Below are 21,767 nucleotides of genomic sequence, written 5' to 3'. Positions count from 1 at the left end.
CACGATAAGTTTGCTGTATAAAGAAAAGGGACACTTTATCGAAGTGCCCCTTTTCCTATATTTAAATGAAAGACGTTAACTAGTTTTTCAACGCTTCACCTACATTTTTAGCTTTTCGGCTGATATCGTCACCTACTTTTTTGGACGCATCTTTTACATCTTTTGCAGCTTCTTTTGTTCCAGAAGCAACGTCATTTGCAACATTCTTCGTGCCTTCAGCAACATCTTTTGCAGCATCTTTTGTTTTATCAACAGCTGTGTTCGTTGCATCCACTGTCGCATCTTTTGCGTCTTTTAATCCTTCTTTTACATCCTCACCTGCGTTACGCAATGCATCTTTTGTCTTTTCCCAAGCTGTATTAGCTTCTTCAGAAGCAACCCGCGCTTTCTCCTCGGCGGCTTTATCGCCTTTTGCGATAGCTTCATCCAAATCCTTTTTCGCCTGTTCCGCTTTCAAACGAGCATTTTCTTCCGCATTTTTTAAATCTGCGATTGCTGCATCGACGTGTTCACCGACTGTTTGTGCCGAATCTGTAGCTGTAGTGTCTTTTTTCTCCGAATTGTTGCAAGAAGACATAACCAATGCTCCTGCTACGACTGCTAAAAGTGCTATTTTTTTCATTATAAATTGATTTATGAGTGTAGTTTCCAACGGCCCATGAGAGCACGCACATATCAATTTACAACTTCTATGCCAAATAGACAAAATTATTGCTTCGGATAGATTGTCCCTTTGGCTGCTTCCAGCGTATTTTTCAATAAACCAACGATGGTCATTAAGCCAACTCCTCCAGGTACTGGTGTAATCCAAGATGCCTTAGGAGCAACGTTTTCAAAATCGACATCCCCATATAGCTTAAAACCAGATTTAGTTTCTGTCGAAGTTTCTCTATTGATACCTACGTCGATGACAACAGCACCATCTTTGACCATGTCGGCTGTAACAAAATTTTTCTTACCGATTGCCGCAACCACAATATCACCACGCAAAACCTCTGTTTTAAGATCTTTTGTACGGCTATGTGTTAATGTCACAGTACAGTTGCCCGGATTGGAATTGCGCGCAAGTAAAATACTCATTGGCGATCCCACGATATTACTTCTTCCAACCACTACAGCGTGTTTACCTGCAGTATCGATCTTGTAATAATCCAGCATCAGCATAATACCGTAAGGAGTAGCCGGAATAAAACAAGGAAGATTACGTTGCATACGGCCAAGGTTGATCGGATGGAAACCATCTACATCTTTGCGGTAATCAATTGCTTCGGTAACTTTATCCGGATCAATATGTTTTGGTAAAGGCAGTTGTACAATCAAACCATCAATAGACTCATCCTGATTGATTTCTTTGACCTTTGCGATCAATTCTTCCTCAGTAATATTTTCGTCGTAACGAATGTTTGTTGATTCAAAGCCGACCAATTGACAGTTGCGCATTTTGCTAGCCACATAAGTTTCACTACCGCCATCATTACCGACAAGGATAGCTACCAGATGAGGTTTACGGCCGGTCTGTGTTGTAAATTCAGCCGCATCTAACGCTATTTGCTCTTTAATTTTTTCGGAAACTAGTTTACCATCTAATAGATTCATGTTTAGGAGATTTTATTGTATTTAAAAGGAGCCCAAGAGCTCCTTTATATGATGTTATTTTGTTAATCTAATTTCAATACCGCCATAAATGCAGATTGCGGAATCTCTACGTTCCCAACCTGACGCATGCGTTTCTTACCCTTTTTCTGTTTTTCAAGGAGCTTACGCTTCCGTGAAATATCACCACCATAACATTTCGCCGTGACATCTTTACGTAAAGCTGAAATTGTTTCCCGAGCAATGATCTTTGCTCCAATTGAAGCTTGGATACGAATTTCAAATTGTTGACGTGGTAATAGTTCTTTCAATTTCTCACAGATCTTTTTACCAAAATCATAGGCGTTGCTCCGGTGTATCAACGAAGACAATGCATCCACAGGTTCATCGTTCAATCGGATATCCAACTTAACCAGATCTGATTTGCGATACCCTATTTGATGATAGTCAAATGATGCATAGCCTTTAGAAATTGTCTTCAGCTTATCGTAGAAATCAAAAACGATCTCACCCATTGGCATTTCAAAAACCAACTCAACACGATCTGAAGTCAGATAGTGCTGATTCATGATCGTACCACGTTTCTGGATACAAAGTGACATAATTGGTCCTACGAAATCCGATTTCGTAATAATATTAGCTTTGATATAAGGCTCTTCGATTGAATCCAATTTACTTGGATCCGGTAGATCAGATGGGTTATGCACGATCACCTCCTCTTTATCCTTGGTCATATAGGCCTTATAGGATACGTTGGGAACCGTCGTGATTACCGTCATGTCAAATTCGCGTTCCAGGCGTTCTTGAATGATCTCCATGTGGAGCATGCCCAAGAAACCACAACGGAAGCCGAAACCCAAGGCTGCTGACGACTCTGGTTCAAATACCAAAGAAGCATCGTTAAGCTGCAAACGGTGCATCGATTCACGCAACTCCTCGTAATCTTCCGTATCTACAGGATAAATACCCGCAAAGACCATCGGTTTCACCTCTTCAAACCCTTGGATAGCCTCCAAACAAGGACGATCTTTATGCGTAATGGTATCCCCTACTTTCACTTCACGTGCTTCCTTGATACCCGAGATAATATACCCCACATCACCGGTCTTAATGACTTCTTTGGGAACTTGATTCAACTTCAGGGTACCAATTTCATCGGCAAAATATTCTTTTCCAGTAGCAACAAATTTCACGCGGTCGCCTTTACGAATTTCACCATTTTCAACTTTAAAATAAGCCATGATACCACGGAAAGAGTTGAAAACAGAATCAAAAATCAAGGCTTGTAAAGGTCCCTCGGGATCACCCACTGGGTGTGGAATACGTTTCACAATAGCTTCCAAAATATCCGGAACACCAAGACCCGTTTTTCCAGACGCAGGAATAATCGCATCACGATCACCACCGATCAGATCAACAATCTGATCTTTTACTTCTTCAGGCATAGCACCGGGAAGGTCCATTTTGTTGAGGATCGGAATGATTTCCAGATCATGTTCCAACGCCAGATATAAATTTGAAATAGTCTGTGCTTGAATACCTTGAGATGCATCTACGATCAGTAAAGCACCTTCACAGGCAGCAATTGAACGTGAAACCTCATAGGAAAAATCCACGTGTCCTGGGGTATCGATCAGGTTCAGAATATACTCTTGACCATCTTTTTTATAATTCATTTGGATGGCGTGACTCTTGATCGTAATACCACGTTCACGTTCCAAATCCATATTATCAAGTAATTGTGCCTGTGCTTCACGCTGACTGATGGTATTGGTATACTCTAAAAGGCGATCTGCCAAAGTACTTTTGCCATGGTCAATATGCGCAATAATACAGAAATTACGAATGTGCTTCATATAGGATTTTTAAACTCTTTTGCTAAAAGGCAAAGATACCTTTTTTTATATATATTTATATAAACTAGCTTTTTTTAGTTTACTATAACGCGAAGAAATCAGACTAGACACTATTCCTATTAAGTAGCGAAAGAAACTGCATTCGCTATTCGGCAATCGCATATAAAAAATGTTTCTGATTCCGCGTAACATTTTCCGTATCCCAAGAAATGCGTCCCCGAAATTGTTCCGAACGAATTGGGCAATTGCCGACCTGACAATATTGGCAACACTGCGGAAGACAAGGATCAGCATGAACAAAAAATTCAGTCCGCACCGACATCTCTTTATTGACAATTTTATCCACTGCAGAGATTTCATCGTGTACCTGGATGAGATCGAGATAGCTGGGCAGTGTAAGATGGCAATCTACATGGAGTTCATTTCCGTAACGTTGTACACGAAGATTATGGACATCAATCCATTCATTCTTTCGATTACGTTCCAAGATTTCAACCACATCCTGCACGAGCGCTGTATCCGATTCATCCATCAATCCACCGATCGATTGGCGAAGTAATTTATAACCGTTGAAGAGAATAAAAAGCCCCAATACGATGGAAATAACAATATCAATCCATTGAAAACCTGTCAATCTCATCAACAATAAGCCCAATATCAATCCGATTGTACTATAGGCATCTACCTGTAAATGTTTTCCATCTGCCACCAACGTAATGGATCCTAATGCACGACCGCGCTTCATAATATAAAATCCTACCGCAAAATTGATCACAGACGTGATACCTATCAGATAAATCCCTTGTTCAAGATGTGTCAATTCAGCGGGAAAGAATAGATTGTAACAGGCCTTGGCTAGGATAATCGCGCCGGCGATAAAAATAAGTCCACCTTCCAAAAATACCGAAAAGAACTCTACTTTACCGTGACCGTAGGGATGATTCTCATCCTTGGGTTGCGCCGAGAGATAAATACTATAAAATGCAAAACCCGAAGCGATCACATTGACAATACTTTCCGCTGCATCTGTAAATATTGCACTGGAATCCGTTAAGAAGTAGGCAAAAAACTTCACAATCATCAAACCTATTCCGGTAAAAAGCGATAATAAAACCAATCTTCTTTGTCTTGACATGACGCTTATCTTCTATATGAAACCTTCTATGACCAAATGATGACCAGCCAACATTTTTGTGAGCGCAAAGGTAAAGATATAACGGCAAATCAGATCGATTAGTTTTGAACATCCAGAGTCAGGAGACAATGAAATAACTATGCTAAATCGCTTCAACACCCCTTTCATTAAAAAAGCCCAATAAAAGAGTCACTTTTCTTTGTAAATTATCAAAAATAAAGAAGATTATTTGCAACGTATGTAATATCTTTGTCTTACCATGAGCACACCATCATACTTATCAGACAGGATAAATAATTTGTCCGAATCGGCTACACTTAAAATGACCAAGTTGGGCCGCGAATTAGCAGCAAAAGGCGTTAATGTAATTAGCCTTAGCGTAGGTGAACCTGATTTCAACACGCCTGAGCATGTAAAAGATGCAGCGAAGAAAGCCCTAGACGAGAACTGGACGCGCTATTCGCCGGTACCTGGGTACCCGGAATTACGCCAGGCAATTGTAAACAAGTTGAAGACAGAAAACAATTTAGATTATGATATTTCTCAAATTGTCGTTTCTACGGGTGCAAAACAATCCCTGTCAAATGTGATTCTAACCTTGATCAATCCAGGTGATGAAGTAATTATCCCAACACCATATTGGGTATCATACTCTGAAATGGTTGTTTTAGCAGAAGGAAAATCAGTCTTTATCAATACTGAAATCGACAATAATTTTAAGATTACACCTGAACAATTGGAAGCGGCAATTACACCAAAAACCAAATTGTTTATGTTTTCATCGCCAAACAACCCGACAGGGACAGTTTATAGCAAAGATGAATTAGCCGCATTGGCTAAAGTTTTCGAAAAACATCCACAGGTATTTATTCTATCTGATGAAATCTATGAACATATCAACTTTGTCGATAAACACGAATCCATCGCACAGTTTGACAGCATCAAAGATAGAGTAATCATCATCAATGGTTTTTCAAAAGCATTTGCAATGACTGGATGGCGCTTAGGTTATATCGCTGCCAACAAAACCATTGCTGCCGCAAATGATAAATTACAAGGACAGACAACCTCTGGAACCTGTTCAATTTCTCAACGCGCAGGTATCGTGGCTTATGAACAAGGATTGGAGTCTGTCAATAAAATGAAAGAAGCTTTCGCTCGTCGCCGCCAGCTGGTATACGATCTATTGACTGAAATCCCAGGTGTAAGAACAAATCTACCTGAAGGTGCATTCTATTTCTTCCCTGAAATCTCTTCGTTCTTTGGTAAAAAAGACCAAGATGGCAATATCATCAAAAACTCATCTGATTTGGCATTGTACTTATTGAATGTTGGTCACGTAGCGACAGTAGGTGGAGATTCATTCGGTAACGACAACTATATCCGCTTGTCCTATGCAGCTTCAGACGAAAGTTTGATCGAAGCTTTAAAAAGAATCAAAGAAGCATTAGGAAAACTAGCCTAATCTCTTATCCAAATATAAAAAAGAGCTCCTCTGGGCTCTTTTTTTATGCAGTTCCAATTTTCCCCATACATTTTCGACATAGCCTAAACTCTTATTCGGTCAAATATCATCTCAGCTCCATAATTTAAGCAGATGCTATCGCTTGAAATAAATATTTATTACATTTACTTCTATGAGTATTTTAACAGAAAAATTTAAAACGCAGCATGACACAGCTCCGTTTTCACAGATAAAAAACGAAGATTATATTCCCGCATTTGATGAGGCTATTCAGAAGACAAAAGATGAAGTCGATGCGATCGTCAACAATCCCGAAACGGCAACTTTCGACAATACTATCGCTGCGATGTCCTACTCGGGGCAGACATTAGATCGTTTGTCCAATATCTTTTTTAATCTCCATTCCGCCGAAACCAACGCCGATCTTGAAAAGATCGCACAGGATATAGCACCCAAATTATCTGCATTGGGCAATGATATTACATTAAATTTCGATCTTTTCAAACGAGTGAAGGCTGTATACGATCAGAAAGATCAACTGACATTAACGGCAGAACAAACAACCTTATTGGAAAAATCCTATAAGGATTTTGTACGTAATGGTGCACTTTTGAATGACGAACAAAAAGAAAAACTCCGTGAAATAGATGCCGAGCTATCGCTTTTAAAATTGAAATTTGGTGAGAATGTTCTTGCTGAAACCAACGCCTACCAACTATTGGTAACCGACGAAAAAGATCTTTCCGGACTTCCAGAGGGTGCAGTAGAAGCTGCACAAGCTTTGGCTAAAGCCAACGAAAAAGAAGGCTGGCTCTTTACCCTGGATTTTCCAAGCTATCTTCCTTTTGTCACTTATGCCGACAATCGGGAACTTCGCAAAGAAATTACCCTCGCCGCAGGCCGAAAAGCTTTTCAGGATAACGAGCACAACAACGTGGATAATGTGCTGAAAATTGTAAAACTACGTTTCGAAAGAGCCAAATTATTAGGCTACGCAACGCATGCAGACTTTGTTCTTGCCGAACGTATGGCCCAAAATCCAAACAAAGTCACTGAATTCTTAAATGACTTACTGAAAAAAGCAAAACCAGCGGCAGTGCAAGAATTTGCAGAATTATCCCAATTTGCAAAAAACTTGGATGGCATAGACCAATTGGAAAAATGGGATGGTGCCTATTATGCTGAAAAGCTGAAACAAGAACGCTTTAATCTGGACGACGAGAAGCTCAAACCATATTTCAAACTCGAAAATGTCTTACAAGGCGCATTTGAAGTAGCCCATCGCTTATTTGGCATCAACTTCAAAGAAGTCGATACAATAGATACTTACCACGAAGAAGTTCAAACATTTGAAGTCAGTAAAGACAACGGTGAATTAGTCGCTATCTTCTATGCCGATTTCTTCCCGCGTAAAGGAAAGCGAAATGGAGCATGGATGACATCGTTCAAACCACAATACATTCAAAATGGCACGCAAGAGCGTCCGCATGTCTCTATTGTCTGCAATTTTACGCGTCCTACTGCTTCAAAACCTTCTTTGTTGACGTTCCAGGAAGTAACTACATTATTTCACGAATTTGGACATGCCCTGCATGGTATGTTGGCGGATAGCACCTATCCTACACTATCTGGAACATCTGTATATTGGGATTTTGTCGAGTTACCGAGTCAGGTGATGGAAAACTGGTGCTATGAAAAACAAGCCCTTGAATTATTTGCCAAGCACTATGAAACTGGTGAAGTAATTCCGATGGAACTTGTCGAAAAAATCCGCGAAAGCGCTTCATTTCTTGAGGGGATGGCGACAATGCGCCAATTAAGCTTTGGTCTATTGGACATGGGCTGGCATGGACAGGACCCAACCGCAATCTCTGATCTCAAAGCATTCGAAGAAGAACAGTTTGCCTCGACAAAACTCTATCCAGATGTCAAGGAGAATGCCATGAGTACAGCCTTCTCCCATATTTTCAATGGTGGTTATTCTTCGGGCTATTACAGCTATAAATGGGCGGAAGTATTGGATGCAGATGCTTTTGATTACTTCAAACAGAATGGTATCTTCAATAAAGAGATCGCAGCCAAATTTAAGGACAATGTGCTTTCCAAAGGTGGTACAGAACATCCAATGGTCCTTTACAAACGCTTCCGCGGACAAGAACCTTCGGTAGAACCCTTGTTAAAAAGGGCCGGATTGATCAAATAAAGAAAACGCTGGACTTCCGTCCAGCGTTTTTTACCCATAGCTTTGCTGACCACAGATAAATTTTCTGCACACACGTTTAAGTGCAAACAGTTAGTTGAATGCATCGCTCGTTACACACTATCATGAACTTCTCTATTCTCCTGCTTTCACCAGACTGACGCCGAAAATATCACGTTTATTTTCAACCAAATAGCGAGACATGAAGTCAGAACACGGTACATCTTGCTGATTAAGCAAAAAAATTGTATCTTTGTAACACATAATTGGGGTTGACCGGAATTGACAGGATGGAGACGGTTATGTAAGCATGTAGTGCGTTGTTAGTAGAGCACTTTAATCTGAACTTTCAGAATTATAACTGGCGAAGAAAACTACGCCTTAGCTGCTTAAGTTAGACTTAACATAGCTATTTGTCCCGTTAGATCCTGTTCTTTGGTTTAACATTCGGGGCATCGAACAATAGAACTGGCAAGTGTGATGTTGCTAAGCACTTGTGAGAAACAGCAACTACGGCGTACGGTATAGGTAAGCGACTCACCTTCCCTCGCCCGACAATTAAAGAGAAGCTAAACATGTAGAAAGCGTATACAGTACCATGACTGGACGAGAGTTCGAATCTCTCCAGCTCCACAAACAAAAAAGCCTAACTCACGTTAGGCTTTTTTGTTTATTGTAAAATGCCTTTATAAACCGCATCCCGTAAAGTACCAGCTTCCGTGTCCCCTGCATATTCCCAATACATCGCACCAAGCAAGCCCGCGGCATGCACATAGTCACATTTATGGGCAATAGATTCTGGTGTTTCATAGGTCAACACAAACTCCCCTTTATCGTTGACAAGATAATGTGCTTTCGCCTCATCGTCCCATTTCTGCTCAAATCCCTGAAGTGAAAGCAGGTCTTTATAATCGATAAAACCCTTGACTTCAGTCTTATTACCACGGCCATAGAATGGAATTCCCAATACCAATTTTTCAACAGGCATTCCCCCATCGACATGGGCCTTCACGGCCTCCACACAAGTGGTATGTCCCGATAAGGGTGAACGGTGCAAGCTCGCATGATGATAAGGTGGATGCCCCGAATCATAGGTCATGATATTTACAAAATCCACCTCTTTCTTAATCTTATTAAAGGCGATATACTTACCGTTCGCAACCGAAGCCAAGGTCAGCAGCTTCTTCTTACCAATAGCTTTCCGGATATCGTGCATGAGTAAGGTGAAATTTTCGGTATCGGCTAAAGAGGACGAAATCCCGGCAGAAGAATTTGTCGGGTATTCCCAGTCAATATCAATACCATCAAGATTAAACTCCCGCACCACACGCAAGCAGTCTTTGGCAAATTTTTTCCGTTTCACTTCATCAGCAGCCATTTCGCTAAACCGACCGCTTCCCCAGCCGCCAACAGACAACAATACCTTTAGATGTGGATGTGTTTTCTTAAGATCCGTAATGGCCTTCAGCCTGGATTCATTATCTATACGCAAGCCATCAAAGCTCTCGTTGACATGTGCAAAAGCATAATTGATATGGGTTAGATAAGCAGGATCGGGCATCACTTTGGACCAGGAAGTGACATAGGCAATAACAACTTTTTTGTTTTTTGCTCGTGCACGACTTACACTAGGGTACAATAATAAAGTCAATAACAGAACAGTGAAGATCTGGCTAAGTATTGATTTCAATTTACATTCCATATTTGCAGTTTTGTTTGTTTTTTGATGATATTGGACTTCCTAAAATATAATTGTTAAAGCATGCAAATTTGATGCTTAGGCGCTCGCTAAAGTTTCAGATAAATATGTAGTTTCTTCAGCAAGATCGCATACCACAACATCGCAAAAGCCCAAAGCAATGAACCAGCAATAGCTAAGCCCATATGTCCCGATTGTTTATAAAAGAACAATGGAAGATGAAAGCCCCAACAGACAAAGTAGATCAGATCGGGTGCAAGATAGGTCGTCAATGAGTTCTTTCCAGCCTCTTCAAACAATCCTATCCCGCGATGGTAGCCTTTCACATCAATGAAATAATATATCGGGATCAAAAGCAATACACTAATCCCACAACAGACCAATGCCCAGCTCGGTGTACCTTGGATTTTGGATAAAATAAACCAAAAACGTAAGACAAAGCCTGTAACTAGCCAAATCATACCAATAACCAGCAAAAAACGCAACAATACCAGCGGAGTGGCCGCATATCGTTTCATAAGCATACCGATGATTGTTCCGGCCAGCACAATACAGGGTATATTGCCAGCTAGAAGAACCTGTAAATATCTTCCGATACCAGGGAATTCAACTTTAAATTCCGTTCGGCTGAGAATATTGAGTACCAAAAAAAACAACCAGCCACACACAAGCACTATTATCCTTCCCCTGCATAATAAGAAAATAGAAGCCGCGGCAAAATATCCCCAACCAATCAGCCCCAAAATCCCCCACCACCCTACTTCCAAACCTTTCCCATCCGACGCTTTGAAAATATATATGAGATAAATAATCCCCATGATGCCGACTACACGCAACCCCTTATAAATGGATTGATATTGCATATCTTTCGGATAACGATTCCAAATCAGAAAAACGAATATATACAGCAGTCCTAGCCACAACAGATGTGACATCCCCGTCAAACTAGGAGATACACGTGTACCATTTAGAATCAACACGCCAATCAGCAGCAAACTCAATGTTCTCAACAGAACATGTAAAAAGATTACAGTTGTCGATGAACCTATCTTTTCCCTGGCCGCAACAGCATATGGCACCGCCATACCAACCATAAAAAGAAATCCCGGAAATACCCAGTCTGCTAAACCCATCCCGTCCTCATCTGCTTCCGTGTGAACCAGCCATCTAGGTACACCGGGTATAAACAAGTCATTGACAAATAACATCAGGAACAGCGTGAAACCACGCATAACATCCATTGAACGGATTCGGATTGTAGGTACAGCTTGCAATGCGTTCATAATTGGTTTTATGTGTAAAAAAAATAGCTATCAGCGTAGCTGCTTAACCAACCTCTTCCCCAGATTCTTCTTAGATAGTTTTTTTAGTGATTTTATGGCGACCGGAATTCGGTGGCTGATGGTTCTTTATTTGAATAATCTAAGATGAAAAAAAACAACAATATATAGTGAAATAATTGTTCAAATTAGTGTAAATTTTACTCATAAAACACAGCAATCATGAAATTTACCCCAGTTTCCCGTATAAACCAGACAGAAGTACAACAAGAAATGTTACACATGTATAAATTGTTACTTTTTATGAAGTGTAATTGTATTGCATATCAAAAGCAATTTATCTAAGTTTGGCAAAAACACATTTACATACAGCCGATCTTCATGAAATTCATTCTTTTTATCTGCTTATTATTCACACCACAGACTATCTTCGGACAGAATACTAGCGTCATCAATAATGAATCCACTCTTTTTGAACTTGGAAACCCAAACGGTAAAATTGATTTTTTAGTCATTGATCCTGCTCCAAAAAGTAAAAAGCCCCTATTTTTGTTTTGTCAGGGATCGTTACCCTTGCCGCTATACTTTAATTATAAAAAAGAAGGTTTAAGTCTTTTTGGAGGAGGATTAACTAACTTTAACTACCATGATATTATTAAGTCGTATCATCTTGTCGTGATTTCCATGCCAGAAACTCCTGTTATCGTCGATGAATCTCAGCTTAATGACTCTTATTGGTATTATGGTGACTCAAAAGATAAAAATATCCCGAGTATAGCTTATCAAAAGGCAGACTATCTAGATAATTATGTAAACCGAGCCGTCGCAGTATTAGATTATCTTAGCGGACAACCTTGGGTCGATAAATCACAATTAGTTGTATTTGGCCATTCCCAAGGTGGGCATGTAGCGGCCAAACTAGCAAATAGGTATAAAAAAATAAGCAAACTGGGCCTATCAGGAACGAATTTGTTTGGACGAATAGACCAAGATATACGACAAGCTAAACGCGATGTACAAAAAGGAAAAATTTCCTGGCAACAAGCCTCTCAAAAAATTGAACAAACCTATGCCTTTTATCAAGATGCCAACAATCCAGAAAAATTAAAAAACAATCCTAATCTACGTTCCTGGAAGTCATTTTCACAACCTGCTATTGACGACCTATTGAGCTTTAATAAACCCATCTATCTCGTCTTCGGTACAGAAGATATTGTATCTGAATTAAATGATTTAGTGCCTCTTTATTTTATAAGAAATCACAAAGACAACCTGACTATTAAACGATATTTTAATCAGGAGCACAATTATTTTGAAGTTCAGAACGATGGCCGGCCCGATTACAGCAAGCCACATTGGAACGAGGTTATGAATGGATTTTTAGCTTGGGCATTAGAGCCAAAACAAACAGCAAATAACAATTAAACAGTACAGACCATGAATCAATTAAAATTTCGTGACGCCACACAACAAGATTTACCACGCATCGTAGAAATATACAACTCTACCATAGCCTCCCGCATGGTTACTGCAGACACTGCACCAGTATCTGTTGCCAGTAGACAAAAATGGTTTGACGAACATAACACTTCGAAAAGACCCCTGTGGCTGATAGAAGATGAAAATAACCAAGCTCTTGGTTGGGTAAGTTTTCAATCGTTCTATGGCCGTCCAGCTTATGATGCAACAGTAGAAATTAGTATCTATTTGGACGAACAGCAACGAGGCCGGGGTCTGGGTAAACAGATTCTCCAGCACTGCATTGATAAAGCTCCAGATTTAGGCGTCCATACCTTATTGGGATTTATCTTTGCACACAATCTGCCTAGTATTGCATTATTTGAAAAAATGGGTTTCGAGGAATGGGCAAACTTACCCAATATAGCAACCTTAGATCAGGAAGAACGTAGTCTAAAAATATTAGGTATACGGATTAAATAACAGCGTGACAATCTAATTACCTGCCATCAAAAATAAAATTGCTAAATTAAAGTATTCACAAGTTAAGATTTTAATTCGGTAATATGAAACATTTAATCCAATTCTCCTTAATGCTGATTGCTTATGTATTCTTCTTTTCCAGCCCCCTGTTGGCACAAAACCCAGAGCGCACCAAAACTATCCCTATCGCAAGTGATTCTGCATACAGCAAGATAACACAAGTGCTTCAGGATGGTGGTTATTTTATTGTACAGCTCGATCGACCTTCCGGATTTATTCAAACCAGCACATATTTAGAAAACAATAATTTTCTAAGCAATAAAGAAGGTGAAAAATTAATTTTCAACTTCCTGATCAGCCCTTTACAAGCTAAAAGATCAAAAATAGTTCTAAATATATTTTCAATAGAAAAGCGTAAAGGAGGAAGCTTTGACGCACCTAATTATTATGATGAAGATAAGGGAATCGTCCGGGACAATAAAGCCTATCAGCAAATTTGGGATAAGATACTCCCCCTATTTCAATAAGAGCAACAAAAAAATAAATCCCAGTGGATCTTAGCTCAACTGGGATTTTATGGTAAAAAAGAATCAGATCGAAATTGTCAGTAAGGGAACATCCAGCCCCGACGCCATCATACGCGTTTTGCTACGGTGGGTCAATGAGCTCCAAAAACCATACTTATAGGGAATCATCACCAGGAGATCTGTACTACTTTCCCTGACCTCGTCCCGGATGGCTTTCACGACCTCATTAGATGTGACATTTTTGTAATAATAACTTACGATTCCCATCACGTCGTTGATCGCTTCCCGCGTTTCTTTTCCCTTCTCCTCATTCAGTTGCTCCACTGTTTTACGAATGTTGAGCACCTCCAGTACCGCACCGAACTCAGCGGCAAAATCTTTTACTTTTTCAAGAACTTCTTTTTGCACGCCGCGAACAATATCACAGGCAAATAGAATATGTTCCAAACCAGTGAATTTTGCACCTAGAGGAACTGAAAGGATTGGTATTTTTAATTTACTGATAGCCGCCGTCGTGGTATTGCCGAGCATATCTTGATCAAAGGAGCGTTTGGCCATTCCCATAACCAGTAAATCCGCATTTGTCTCTTGGATACATTTCGTAATCTGATCATAAAACAGACCCGCAGCAAGATATGGAATAGTCAAAACACCACGTTCGGCCGTAATCGCCTCGGCTTTACGTCGTAAAACCTTACTTTGATGTTCAAATATTTTGAACATAGAATCGGGAGAAAGTCGAGCGTTCATCGCATGAATGGAAGGATTCTGAAGAGAAAACAAGACAAGCTCATATTCTTTTCCTTCAAAAACCTCCATAATAAACTTTAAGGCATGTTCAGCCTCTTCAGCATAGTCTGTGGCAACAATAATCCGTTTCATATGGTCTGATTTAATTCAATAAAAAATCCGTTTTTATTACATTCAAGTTACCGAAAAATAATAAATCTATCAAACGGAGAATTGTCTCAACAGGGTCAATTTTCTCCCGATTTCTGGCTATTTTAAGTAGCTTGCCTTTACAAAAGAAGCCTTTTTCAAATAATCGATACTTTGTTGTAAACCCGTATAAATATCGTTATGAGTTTCTTCCAGCTCAACAAAAATATATTGTAATCCCGCAGCTTTTGAATTGTTAAAGATTGCATCAAAACCGACCATACCACTTTGACCAATTTCACGGTGATCTTTTATATGTAAAGCTTTAAATCTGCCGGAATATTTATTGAAATAGTCAACTGGACTTACCTGTCCCATCACCGCCCAATAGACGTCCATCTCGAAAAATACATTCTCGGGATTTGTATGCTCTATCATATAATCGTACATCACTTTATCTTCGACTTTTCTAAACTCGTGTGAGTGGTTGTGATAACCGTATACGATTCCTTGCTGGCGGCATTTGGCTCCCACCGCATCCAGATAACGGCATTGTGTTTCTAGATCTTTCAGTGTTTTGGGCACATCCATCCAAGGCGTAACGATGTATTTCATTCCCGCAGCTTTGTGCGTAGCAATACATTCATCCCACCATTTTAGCGATTCAGTAAAATCTCCAGAGGCAAGCTCTTGTTCCGATAATGTTTTCGTCGCGTGTGATGAAATCACTTTCATCCCAGCCTTTTCTACTTTTGCCTTAAACTCCTGTGGGCTCAAGTTATATAATTTACCATCTTTGTATCCAGCGGCTTCCACTCCTGTATACCCCAATGCTGAGATCTTTTGTAGAATCTGGTCGAAATTTGGATTTTTCCCTATTTCTTCACGTACAGAATATAACTGTAGACCAATTTCCTTTTTTGCAGCTTTTTGTTGTGCAAATGTTGGACTCACTGCCAACATCATACATCCAGCTACCAATGTTCCGATAAGAGTTCTTCTTTTCATTTAGTGCTCAATTATTTATTATAGACTTCGTTCAACGCAATTATATGTAAACACAGCGTTTACAGGTTGTTTAGGTTTATCGCGTTAAATGTAGCTGCAATGTATGCAAATACTCGAAAAAACGCAATCCTTTTCCCGTTTTATTTGTTGACATCACCTGCTCAGCACCAAAAACGTACTTTCATAGAAATAAAAATAAGTCAGATTCAACGATTTGTCACCCAGCGCTGTTCTATCCATAACAACAAACAATTTGAACGATGGAAAATAAATATGATATCCCCGAACATAGCGATCAAAAACAGGAGGAAAAATTACCGAATGTAGCTGTCGAAGAAAAAGATGATGAACCCGCTGGCCGAAATATTAAGCGCACGCTCATTATCGCAGTATGTGTATTGATCGTATTTTATCTGATCTACTATTTTATGAGTGGACAATAACAAGCAACTTACCAAGGCTCCGGTTAAACAAGATACAAGATTGATTCTTAAAACTGGAGCCTGGAACGTTGACGATATTACTTCGATTGTTTTTCATTCCTATGTTTTTGTGACAATAGGCTATTATTAGGCTATTTACATAGGTGTGGACGTAGGATCTGAACCCCCTCTAGGTTCAATATATTTGTTGTAACAAATATTATAATAAAAAAAGACAAATACAAATTTTTACCCAAAATAATAAACGATATTTTGCGCAAATTGTCATTCAATTCGTTGTATGGCGGATGAAGACAAAAAATTACTGGAAATTATTGGTTTACGCTTTCGTGCAAAACGAAATGATCTGTATTATTCGCTACGCGATCTATCGCATTTAACAGGTATTTCAACAGGAACACTGAATGGAATAGAAAAAGGCAGGGATCTTACCCTCACAAATTTTTTAATTTTATGTCGCAGTCTAGAAATTCAGCCGAAGATATTTTTTCAGCATGACATTATTTTTAATGCTCCCTATACACTCCCTCCAGATGCCAAGGAAAGAATTGCCCTAAGCAAAAAACTAGATGATCTTGTCTATCGTTCCGATTTCTTTCGTTCAGCCCGACGCGTTGCAGAAGTGCTTTCGCACCTGGGAATAGATAAAAGCCAAAGCAACAAGTTTTCTGTTTACCTCACAAGTTACTGTGAAGAAGGAGCTTTAATCTCTGAACAGCATGGAAATTATAAAACCTATCGTAAGAAGGATTAAAGTGCCCCACCAACCTTATTTGCTTAATTCCCTAAAACGGTTCGCCCTTCTGAACGTTCCCAAATCATTAAATCGAACACCATATTTACGCAGGATATCCTGTGCTTTTCTGCGCCCGATATGACGGACGTAAAAGGTCTCATTGACAACAAAATGATGAATACTATGTGTCCAGCCAAAAAAGAAACAGAACAGTTGCATCGGAAAAGTCCACCAAACGGTAAGTACCTGCGTCTGTTCAATGACGTTTCCCGTTTCAACATCACCAAAATAATGCATATTTGATGTGATAAAATGCAGACAAAATTGACGTAATAAATTGGGTAATAGAATAACATAAATTAACCCATGAAGACTTATCAACATGTTATCAACATACTGTGGAAAACTCAAATCTAACCCAAAAAAAGCATTTAACCAACCCATTAGCAGATCTGCGAAATGGAAATATAAAACCACATGTGCAAAAATCGTCACTGGAACAATGCTCAAAAACATAATTCGTTTTAGTTTGGAAGACGTCTCCAATTTTAGATTTCCATTTTTTACTTCCTCATCCATATCGTTAAACATTCGATGCAGACGAAAGAGTCCTCCCAATACAACATCAGGTGTTGTCAGCAGACGTTTTATTGACCAACGTTCACCATTTGTCACACTACGCTCTTCAACGTCGTGCAATGTACCCGAAAACTTATGGTGATGATGGTGCAAGGTTCTGCGAATCCAAGGATTGACAGTCAGTGGCCTTAAGATCCATACACTAAAAAGCATAAAATGATGAACCACTTTTTGTCTTTTAAAATAAAGCCAATGGATCAGATCATGTTCTATTTCATGCAACACCCCCATAAAAAAAGCATTGCTAACAATCATCAGCCAAGTCGGCACAAGTGCGCGATACCAAGCGATCGATACAGCCAGAATAGCTAGGATTGCGATTGCAAATATGAGCATCCCAATGCTGTTCTGCTGTTTTAATATAGGGTATATTCCTTTAAGCTGCTGATAGGACTGATTTATTTCCCTCCTGATCTGGCTCGACTTTTCCTGATGTGTCAATTCGATGTGATTTTATTGGTAAAAATAGGGATTTTTTGTGGACTTCTTAGACATATCAATCAAAGCAGATCTTTCATCGGGTTTGCTTTTTTTGTGCAATCCAACGCGTTATCAACATGCTATCTTCTAAACAAAAAGTTATCAAATAATAGGGACTTCATACGTACTTTATAGGGACCTGATAGGGACCTCATTCGGATGAAAGCGTTTCAGCTCCCTTTTAGTCCCCTGTAATGTAACAGTTTACTTACAATAAATTGATGTATTGGCCTAAACTTATCCACCACTTGTATGTTAGTAAAGCCTATGAACTTTAATTTAATATTATGGCAAATGTAAAACACGGTATAAACGGTCCTCCGTCTGGTAAAGTCGGGGCAGTTGTTTTTTGTAAATGGAAAGAAATCAACTATGTCCGATCTCTTCCAAGAGTGAATAAAAGAAGGCCACTTTCGGATAAGGAAGTTAACAACCGAAACAAATTTGGACTTATGCAGCAATTCTTGAGTCCCTACAAAAAAGTTATTCGGCTCGGCTTCGCAAACTATGCCAAAAATATGACAGCTTTTAATGCGGCGATGTCCTATAACCTTAAACATGCCATACAACAGGACGATGACGGTTTTCATATCAATTACGATCAAATCGCCATAAGCAGAGGCCAGGATGCTGAGATTACTGGAGCGTTATATCAATTGGGGGAAGAAGATATTCATATAAGCTGGGAGTTAAAAAAGCCACAAAAACTCATGTATGAAGAGCTAACAAATTTTCGAACCCTGGTGCTGCTAGTTCCTGAGAATCCGATAAACACTTCAAAAGGAGTTTTACTTGGAAACTATATCACGGATTTAAAAGAATCGATCCGCTTACCAACACCAACCCATAGCGACACATACCATCTATATCTGGGATTTGTTGCTACCGACGGGACGAACCTGAGCATGAATAGCTGTTATCTGGGCAATATAAAATTGGAAAGGAAATAAAAGTATTCATAGCAAGACAATTCATTAAAAGGATAAATAAAGGAATTCAACAACAAAATACAAAACACTTAATTACAATAAGATAACAACATATTAACCCTAAATTTATGTAAGCACCTTAACTTAGTACAAACGATGTGATTTACAATCGATGGTTTCAACAGCCACATCAATTTCGGCCATGAAGCCAATCGTCTTTATATCTAGTAGGCATTTGGTTACCCCCTCAGCAATCCTCAACACATATCCATGTGCAAGCCCTACTACTTTCTCTATTCAGTTCGGCAAGCTCATACCTTGCCGAACATTCTAGTATTCATCAGACCACAACGCTTCTAAAGTACTTAACTACCGAAAGGATCTGTCTTTTTCTCCGTTTTTACAATTTTAATCAGATGTTCCAGCGCATTTTTCAGACGTTTGGCATCATCTTCAGTTTGGATTGCCCATAAAATTTCATCCGTGCTTGGCGACGACTTGAATCGAATCTGATACCCTGATTTTACCCTGGCAATGACTAGTACATCTGATTTGGCAATATCGCTTCGAAAATGCTGGCCACTGGAAAGAAAGACTGTCAGCACTCTTCCGTCTACCGTCACCGTATCAATTTTTGTATCCTTATAATGATAAGCTACTTTATACAGCTTGTTAATATAGGCCATCGTCTGCTGTTTATTCAAACCGGCGTTTTGGGCTACTGTAGGTATCGCAATACCAATCGCTAAAAAAAAGCACAAGAAGAAATTCTTCATTTATTTATTATTTTTTATTCCCGCATATTTGCCTTAACATAGACAGCTTAACCGATTCCTTTACAAGTGACCTCTATTCACCAAAAAAAGCCATCCAATTCATCGCCTCATCCAAATAGCGTGTAACATCAGTCACAACAGCAAAATACGTTCCTTTTATTTATGGCTTAAAAATATAGATTTTATTTACTTTTTTGTCTATGATCCCAAAACTAAAGTATTTTCAGCATCAGCCTTTCCGTTGCCGTTGCTCAACATACTTTTGGATATTCTTATCTTAATTTATTCCTTTGACCTCGATAAGTCCCGTGCATTTTCAGCCATACGGATAAATTCAGCACGATAACCTTCTTCATCTTTTCCTTTGGAAGCTTTTGCACGCAAGATCAGCTGCTCAAAATTGGCCTTTTGCTTAAAATCAGAGTCCCGAAGTAGTAAACCAAGTTCCGCTACCGCTGTTACAAAACGAAAATCTTCACTCACCTTATTCAACTCCGTTACCGTAGTTCCTACCACCTTTTGCTGCAACTTACTTTTCTCCCCTTCAGGCTCCTTATACCGAAATTTAACTGTGGCCAGTTCTGCATTTCTCTGTCCAGCTGCCTGATGTGCACGCTGCTGATATTTTAATGGATCTACCGTTCCGACCATTCCCGACTCAACACCAACAGGTACGATTTCATACAAGGCTGTCACCACATGGCCTACCCCCATATCACCGCCCATCTTTTGATCATTATTGAAATCCTCGGCCTCCAGCAAGCGGTTTTCGTATCCCACCAAGCGATAGGCTTGCACATAAGTTGGATTGAATTCGACCTGGATCTTTACATCTTTAGCAACAGTAAACAACGTTCCCCCGAATTCCGTCACCATCGCCTTCCGTGCTTCCGAAATATTATCGATATAAGCGTAATTTCCATGACCTTTGTCCGCAAGGATTTCCATCTTACTGTCCTTAAGATTCCCCATACCATAACCAAGTACCGTAAGGAAAACGCCTGATTTACTTTCTTTGGCAATCAGTTCTTCCATTGATTCGTCACTGCTCTCCCCAACATTGAAATCGCCGTCACTAGCCAAAATAATCCGGTTGTTTCCACCTTTGATAAATTGTTGCTTCGCAATTTCGTAAGCCTTCTTAATTCCTGCAGCACCAGCAGTACTTCCACCGGCTTCGAGCTCTTCAATAGCCGATTTTATTTTCATCTTTTCATCACCGGGCGTACTCTCCAGTTTTACCCCTGCCGATCCGGCATAAGTCACAATAGCTACATGGTCTATGTCACGAAGCTGATCAACCAACATCTTCAACGAAGCTTTCACTAAAGGTAGACGACCCGGTCCCATCATCGACCCGGAAACATCAATCAAAAACACGAGATTAGAAGCTTTAAGCTTTTCCGTAGGCATATCTTTCGCTTTTAACGTTACACGCATCAGCTGATTCGCGGTATTCCAAGGCGCCTTCGTCAATTCGGTGACGATATTTACAGGTTCTCCATTTTTAGGTCCAGCCACCTCATACTGAAAATAATTGATCATCTCTTCAACGCGTACCGCATCTTTTTCAGGCAAACTTCCCGAATTGATAAAACGACGTACATTACTATAAGAGGCGGCATCAACATCTGCCGCAAACGTCGATAAAGGTTCTTTAAGGGGATTGATAAACTTGTTTTCCTTTACCTTCTGATAAGATTCCTGGTTTTGATTAGGCATATACGCCGTTCCTCTGATATACAAACTTGATACTTGCCCCGACAAAGTTGTATTAACATTCATCATCGGTGCCGTCTGGCGCTTTGCTTTTCGCTCATATCCGGTCACCACAACTTCATCCAGTGTATTGTTTTGCTGCACCAAGGCCACATCAACCTTCGACCGATGGTTGACCGCTACCCGTTGCTCGAGATACCCGAGGTAACTAAAAACCAAGGTATTTTTACCATCACGGACCTGGATGCGATAATTTCCTTTGTCATCGGTCAGGCTTCGCGCTTTGGTTACGGCATTGCTTACCTGCACACCAGCTAGAGCAATGCCCGTATTTGCATCCACCACCTGACCGCTGACTTCATATCCCTGCTTGGCATATCCACCTATGGATAGCAACAAGCCCATCACAAAAAGTATTGTTCTCATATTGTTCACATTTTTGCCAAGGGATGCCGTAAATAT

Annotated in this window: 19 protein-coding genes and 1 other RNA gene; 9 read left to right on the top strand and 11 right to left on the bottom strand. The window is 39.8% G+C overall.

What is annotated here, in order from left to right:
* Window positions 1-79: 79 nt before the first annotated feature.
* From B3C94_RS11690 to B3C94_RS11675, 4 genes are all read right to left on the bottom strand, one after another.
* Window positions 80-622 carry a hypothetical protein gene (locus tag B3C94_RS11690; protein WP_293903796.1) on the bottom strand — a complete coding sequence of 181 codons (543 nt, stop codon included), beginning with the start codon at window positions 620-622 and terminating at the stop codon, window positions 80-82.
* Window positions 623-708: 86 nt separating this feature from the next.
* On the bottom strand, window positions 709-1,596 hold the full coding sequence (locus tag B3C94_RS11685; protein ID WP_293903793.1) for a bifunctional 5,10-methylenetetrahydrofolate dehydrogenase/5,10-methenyltetrahydrofolate cyclohydrolase: 888 nt from the start codon (window positions 1,594-1,596) through the stop codon (window positions 709-711).
* A 62-nt stretch (window positions 1,597-1,658) separates the two neighbouring features.
* Complete coding sequence (gene lepA / locus B3C94_RS11680; RefSeq protein WP_293903790.1) at window positions 1,659-3,449, bottom strand: translation elongation factor 4; 1,791 nt, start codon at window positions 3,447-3,449, stop codon at window positions 1,659-1,661.
* Window positions 3,450-3,594: 145 nt separating this feature from the next.
* The gene (locus tag B3C94_RS11675; RefSeq protein WP_293903787.1) at window positions 3,595-4,584 is read right to left on the bottom strand and encodes a cation diffusion facilitator family transporter; all 990 of its coding nucleotides are present in this window, start codon (window positions 4,582-4,584) and stop codon (window positions 3,595-3,597) included.
* A gap of 259 nt (window positions 4,585-4,843) precedes the next feature.
* Between B3C94_RS11675 and B3C94_RS11670 the strand changes: the two genes are divergently transcribed.
* The 3 genes from B3C94_RS11670 to ssrA all read left to right on the top strand — a co-directional run bounded on the left by B3C94_RS11670 (window position 4,844) and on the right by ssrA (window position 8,885).
* Window positions 4,844-6,049 (top strand): pyridoxal phosphate-dependent aminotransferase, encoded by a 1,206-nt coding sequence (locus B3C94_RS11670; protein ID WP_293903785.1) that lies wholly within the window; start codon window positions 4,844-4,846, stop codon window positions 6,047-6,049.
* A gap of 172 nt (window positions 6,050-6,221) precedes the next feature.
* Window positions 6,222-8,252, top strand: coding sequence for a M3 family metallopeptidase (locus B3C94_RS11665; RefSeq protein ID WP_293903783.1), 2,031 nt, complete (start codon window positions 6,222-6,224; stop codon window positions 8,250-8,252).
* A gap of 265 nt (window positions 8,253-8,517) precedes the next feature.
* Window positions 8,518-8,885, top strand: a transfer-messenger RNA (tmRNA) gene (gene ssrA / locus B3C94_RS11660).
* Between the two features lie 34 nt (window positions 8,886-8,919).
* Here ssrA and B3C94_RS11655 read toward each other — a convergent pair.
* Together B3C94_RS11655 and B3C94_RS11650 are read right to left on the bottom strand one after the other, a co-directional pair.
* Window positions 8,920-9,951, bottom strand: a complete 1,032-nt coding sequence (locus B3C94_RS11655; protein ID WP_293903781.1) for a glycoside hydrolase family 18 protein — start codon at window positions 9,949-9,951, stop codon at window positions 8,920-8,922.
* Window positions 9,952-10,037: 86 nt separating this feature from the next.
* Complete coding sequence (locus B3C94_RS11650) at window positions 10,038-11,231, bottom strand: DUF5009 domain-containing protein (protein WP_293903778.1); 1,194 nt, start codon at window positions 11,229-11,231, stop codon at window positions 10,038-10,040.
* A 378-nt stretch (window positions 11,232-11,609) separates the two neighbouring features.
* Between B3C94_RS11650 and B3C94_RS11645 the strand changes: the two genes are divergently transcribed.
* The 3 genes from B3C94_RS11645 to B3C94_RS11635 all read left to right on the top strand — a co-directional run bounded on the left by B3C94_RS11645 (window position 11,610) and on the right by B3C94_RS11635 (window position 13,696).
* Window positions 11,610-12,653, top strand: coding sequence for a prolyl oligopeptidase family serine peptidase (locus B3C94_RS11645; RefSeq protein WP_293903775.1), 1,044 nt, complete (start codon window positions 11,610-11,612; stop codon window positions 12,651-12,653).
* Window positions 12,654-12,665: 12 nt separating this feature from the next.
* Entirely contained in the window at window positions 12,666-13,169 is a 504-nt protein-coding gene (locus B3C94_RS11640; protein WP_293903772.1) for a GNAT family N-acetyltransferase, read from the top strand.
* Between the two features lie 83 nt (window positions 13,170-13,252).
* On the top strand, window positions 13,253-13,696 hold the full coding sequence (locus tag B3C94_RS11635) for a hypothetical protein (RefSeq protein WP_293903769.1): 444 nt from the start codon (window positions 13,253-13,255) through the stop codon (window positions 13,694-13,696).
* A gap of 63 nt (window positions 13,697-13,759) precedes the next feature.
* On the opposite strand, the gene B3C94_RS11630 is transcribed toward B3C94_RS11635, so the two are convergent.
* Both B3C94_RS11630 and B3C94_RS11625 read right to left on the bottom strand, forming a co-directional pair.
* Window positions 13,760-14,578 (bottom strand): universal stress protein, encoded by an 819-nt coding sequence (locus tag B3C94_RS11630; protein ID WP_293903766.1) that lies wholly within the window; start codon window positions 14,576-14,578, stop codon window positions 13,760-13,762.
* Window positions 14,579-14,695: 117 nt separating this feature from the next.
* On the bottom strand, window positions 14,696-15,583 hold the full coding sequence (locus tag B3C94_RS11625; RefSeq protein ID WP_293903763.1) for a sugar phosphate isomerase/epimerase family protein: 888 nt from the start codon (window positions 15,581-15,583) through the stop codon (window positions 14,696-14,698).
* 260 nt (window positions 15,584-15,843) lie between these two features.
* Here B3C94_RS11625 and B3C94_RS11620 point away from each other — a divergent pair, with 260 nt between their 5' ends.
* Both B3C94_RS11620 and B3C94_RS11615 read left to right on the top strand, forming a co-directional pair.
* On the top strand, window positions 15,844-16,026 hold the full coding sequence (locus tag B3C94_RS11620) for a hypothetical protein (RefSeq protein WP_293903760.1): 183 nt from the start codon (window positions 15,844-15,846) through the stop codon (window positions 16,024-16,026).
* Window positions 16,027-16,306: 280 nt separating this feature from the next.
* Window positions 16,307-16,780: a helix-turn-helix domain-containing protein gene (locus tag B3C94_RS11615; protein WP_293903757.1), complete on the top strand. Its 474-nt coding sequence runs from the start codon at window positions 16,307-16,309 to the stop codon at window positions 16,778-16,780.
* Between the two features lie 15 nt (window positions 16,781-16,795).
* Here the strand turns inward: B3C94_RS11615 and B3C94_RS11610 are convergent, their stop codons facing one another.
* Complete coding sequence (locus B3C94_RS11610; RefSeq protein ID WP_293903754.1) at window positions 16,796-17,842, bottom strand: fatty acid desaturase; 1,047 nt, start codon at window positions 17,840-17,842, stop codon at window positions 16,796-16,798.
* Window positions 17,843-18,168: 326 nt separating this feature from the next.
* Between B3C94_RS11610 and B3C94_RS11605 the strand changes: the two genes are divergently transcribed.
* Window positions 18,169-18,831: a DUF6266 family protein gene (locus B3C94_RS11605; protein ID WP_293903751.1), complete on the top strand. Its 663-nt coding sequence runs from the start codon at window positions 18,169-18,171 to the stop codon at window positions 18,829-18,831.
* A 344-nt stretch (window positions 18,832-19,175) separates the two neighbouring features.
* Here B3C94_RS11605 and B3C94_RS11600 read toward each other — a convergent pair whose 3' ends face one another.
* Window positions 19,176-19,586, bottom strand: a complete 411-nt coding sequence (locus B3C94_RS11600; RefSeq protein WP_293903748.1) for a hypothetical protein — start codon at window positions 19,584-19,586, stop codon at window positions 19,176-19,178.
* 282 nt (window positions 19,587-19,868) lie between these two features.
* The gene (locus B3C94_RS11595) at window positions 19,869-21,731 is read right to left on the bottom strand and encodes a vWA domain-containing protein (RefSeq protein WP_293903745.1); all 1,863 of its coding nucleotides are present in this window, start codon (window positions 21,729-21,731) and stop codon (window positions 19,869-19,871) included.
* Between the last annotated feature and the right edge of the window lie 36 nt (window positions 21,732-21,767).

It is taken from the genome of Sphingobacterium sp. UBA5670, assembly GCF_002420705.1.
Taxonomy (GTDB): Bacteria; Bacteroidota; Bacteroidia; order Sphingobacteriales; family Sphingobacteriaceae; genus Sphingobacterium.
The sequence above is the reverse complement of the archived record's forward strand: the minus strand, read 5'-3'. Positions and strand labels throughout refer to the sequence as shown.

Coding starts and splice junctions, on each gene's coding strand:
- B3C94_RS11690 (WP_293903796.1), bottom strand. CDS start 622: ATGAAAAAAATAGCACTTTTAGCAGTCGTAGCAGGAGCATTGGTTATG.
- B3C94_RS11685 (WP_293903793.1), bottom strand. CDS start 1,596: ATGAATCTATTAGATGGTAAACTAGTTTCCGAAAAAATTAAAGAGCAA.
- lepA (WP_293903790.1), bottom strand. CDS start 3,449: ATGAAGCACATTCGTAATTTCTGTATTATTGCGCATATTGACCATGGC.
- B3C94_RS11675 (WP_293903787.1), bottom strand. CDS start 4,584: ATGTCAAGACAAAGAAGATTGGTTTTATTATCGCTTTTTACCGGAATA.
- B3C94_RS11670 (WP_293903785.1), top strand. CDS start 4,844: ATGAGCACACCATCATACTTATCAGACAGGATAAATAATTTGTCCGAA.
- B3C94_RS11665 (WP_293903783.1), top strand. CDS start 6,222: ATGAGTATTTTAACAGAAAAATTTAAAACGCAGCATGACACAGCTCCG.
- B3C94_RS11655 (WP_293903781.1), bottom strand. CDS start 9,951: ATGGAATGTAAATTGAAATCAATACTTAGCCAGATCTTCACTGTTCTG.
- B3C94_RS11650 (WP_293903778.1), bottom strand. CDS start 11,231: ATGAACGCATTGCAAGCTGTACCTACAATCCGAATCCGTTCAATGGAT.
- B3C94_RS11645 (WP_293903775.1), top strand. CDS start 11,610: ATGAAATTCATTCTTTTTATCTGCTTATTATTCACACCACAGACTATC.
- B3C94_RS11640 (WP_293903772.1), top strand. CDS start 12,666: ATGAATCAATTAAAATTTCGTGACGCCACACAACAAGATTTACCACGC.
- B3C94_RS11635 (WP_293903769.1), top strand. CDS start 13,253: ATGAAACATTTAATCCAATTCTCCTTAATGCTGATTGCTTATGTATTC.
- B3C94_RS11630 (WP_293903766.1), bottom strand. CDS start 14,578: ATGAAACGGATTATTGTTGCCACAGACTATGCTGAAGAGGCTGAACAT.
- B3C94_RS11625 (WP_293903763.1), bottom strand. CDS start 15,583: ATGAAAAGAAGAACTCTTATCGGAACATTGGTAGCTGGATGTATGATG.
- B3C94_RS11620 (WP_293903760.1), top strand. CDS start 15,844: ATGGAAAATAAATATGATATCCCCGAACATAGCGATCAAAAACAGGAG.
- B3C94_RS11615 (WP_293903757.1), top strand. CDS start 16,307: ATGGCGGATGAAGACAAAAAATTACTGGAAATTATTGGTTTACGCTTT.
- B3C94_RS11605 (WP_293903751.1), top strand. CDS start 18,169: ATGGCAAATGTAAAACACGGTATAAACGGTCCTCCGTCTGGTAAAGTC.
- B3C94_RS11600 (WP_293903748.1), bottom strand. CDS start 19,586: ATGAAGAATTTCTTCTTGTGCTTTTTTTTAGCGATTGGTATTGCGATA.
- B3C94_RS11595 (WP_293903745.1), bottom strand. CDS start 21,731: ATGAGAACAATACTTTTTGTGATGGGCTTGTTGCTATCCATAGGTGGA.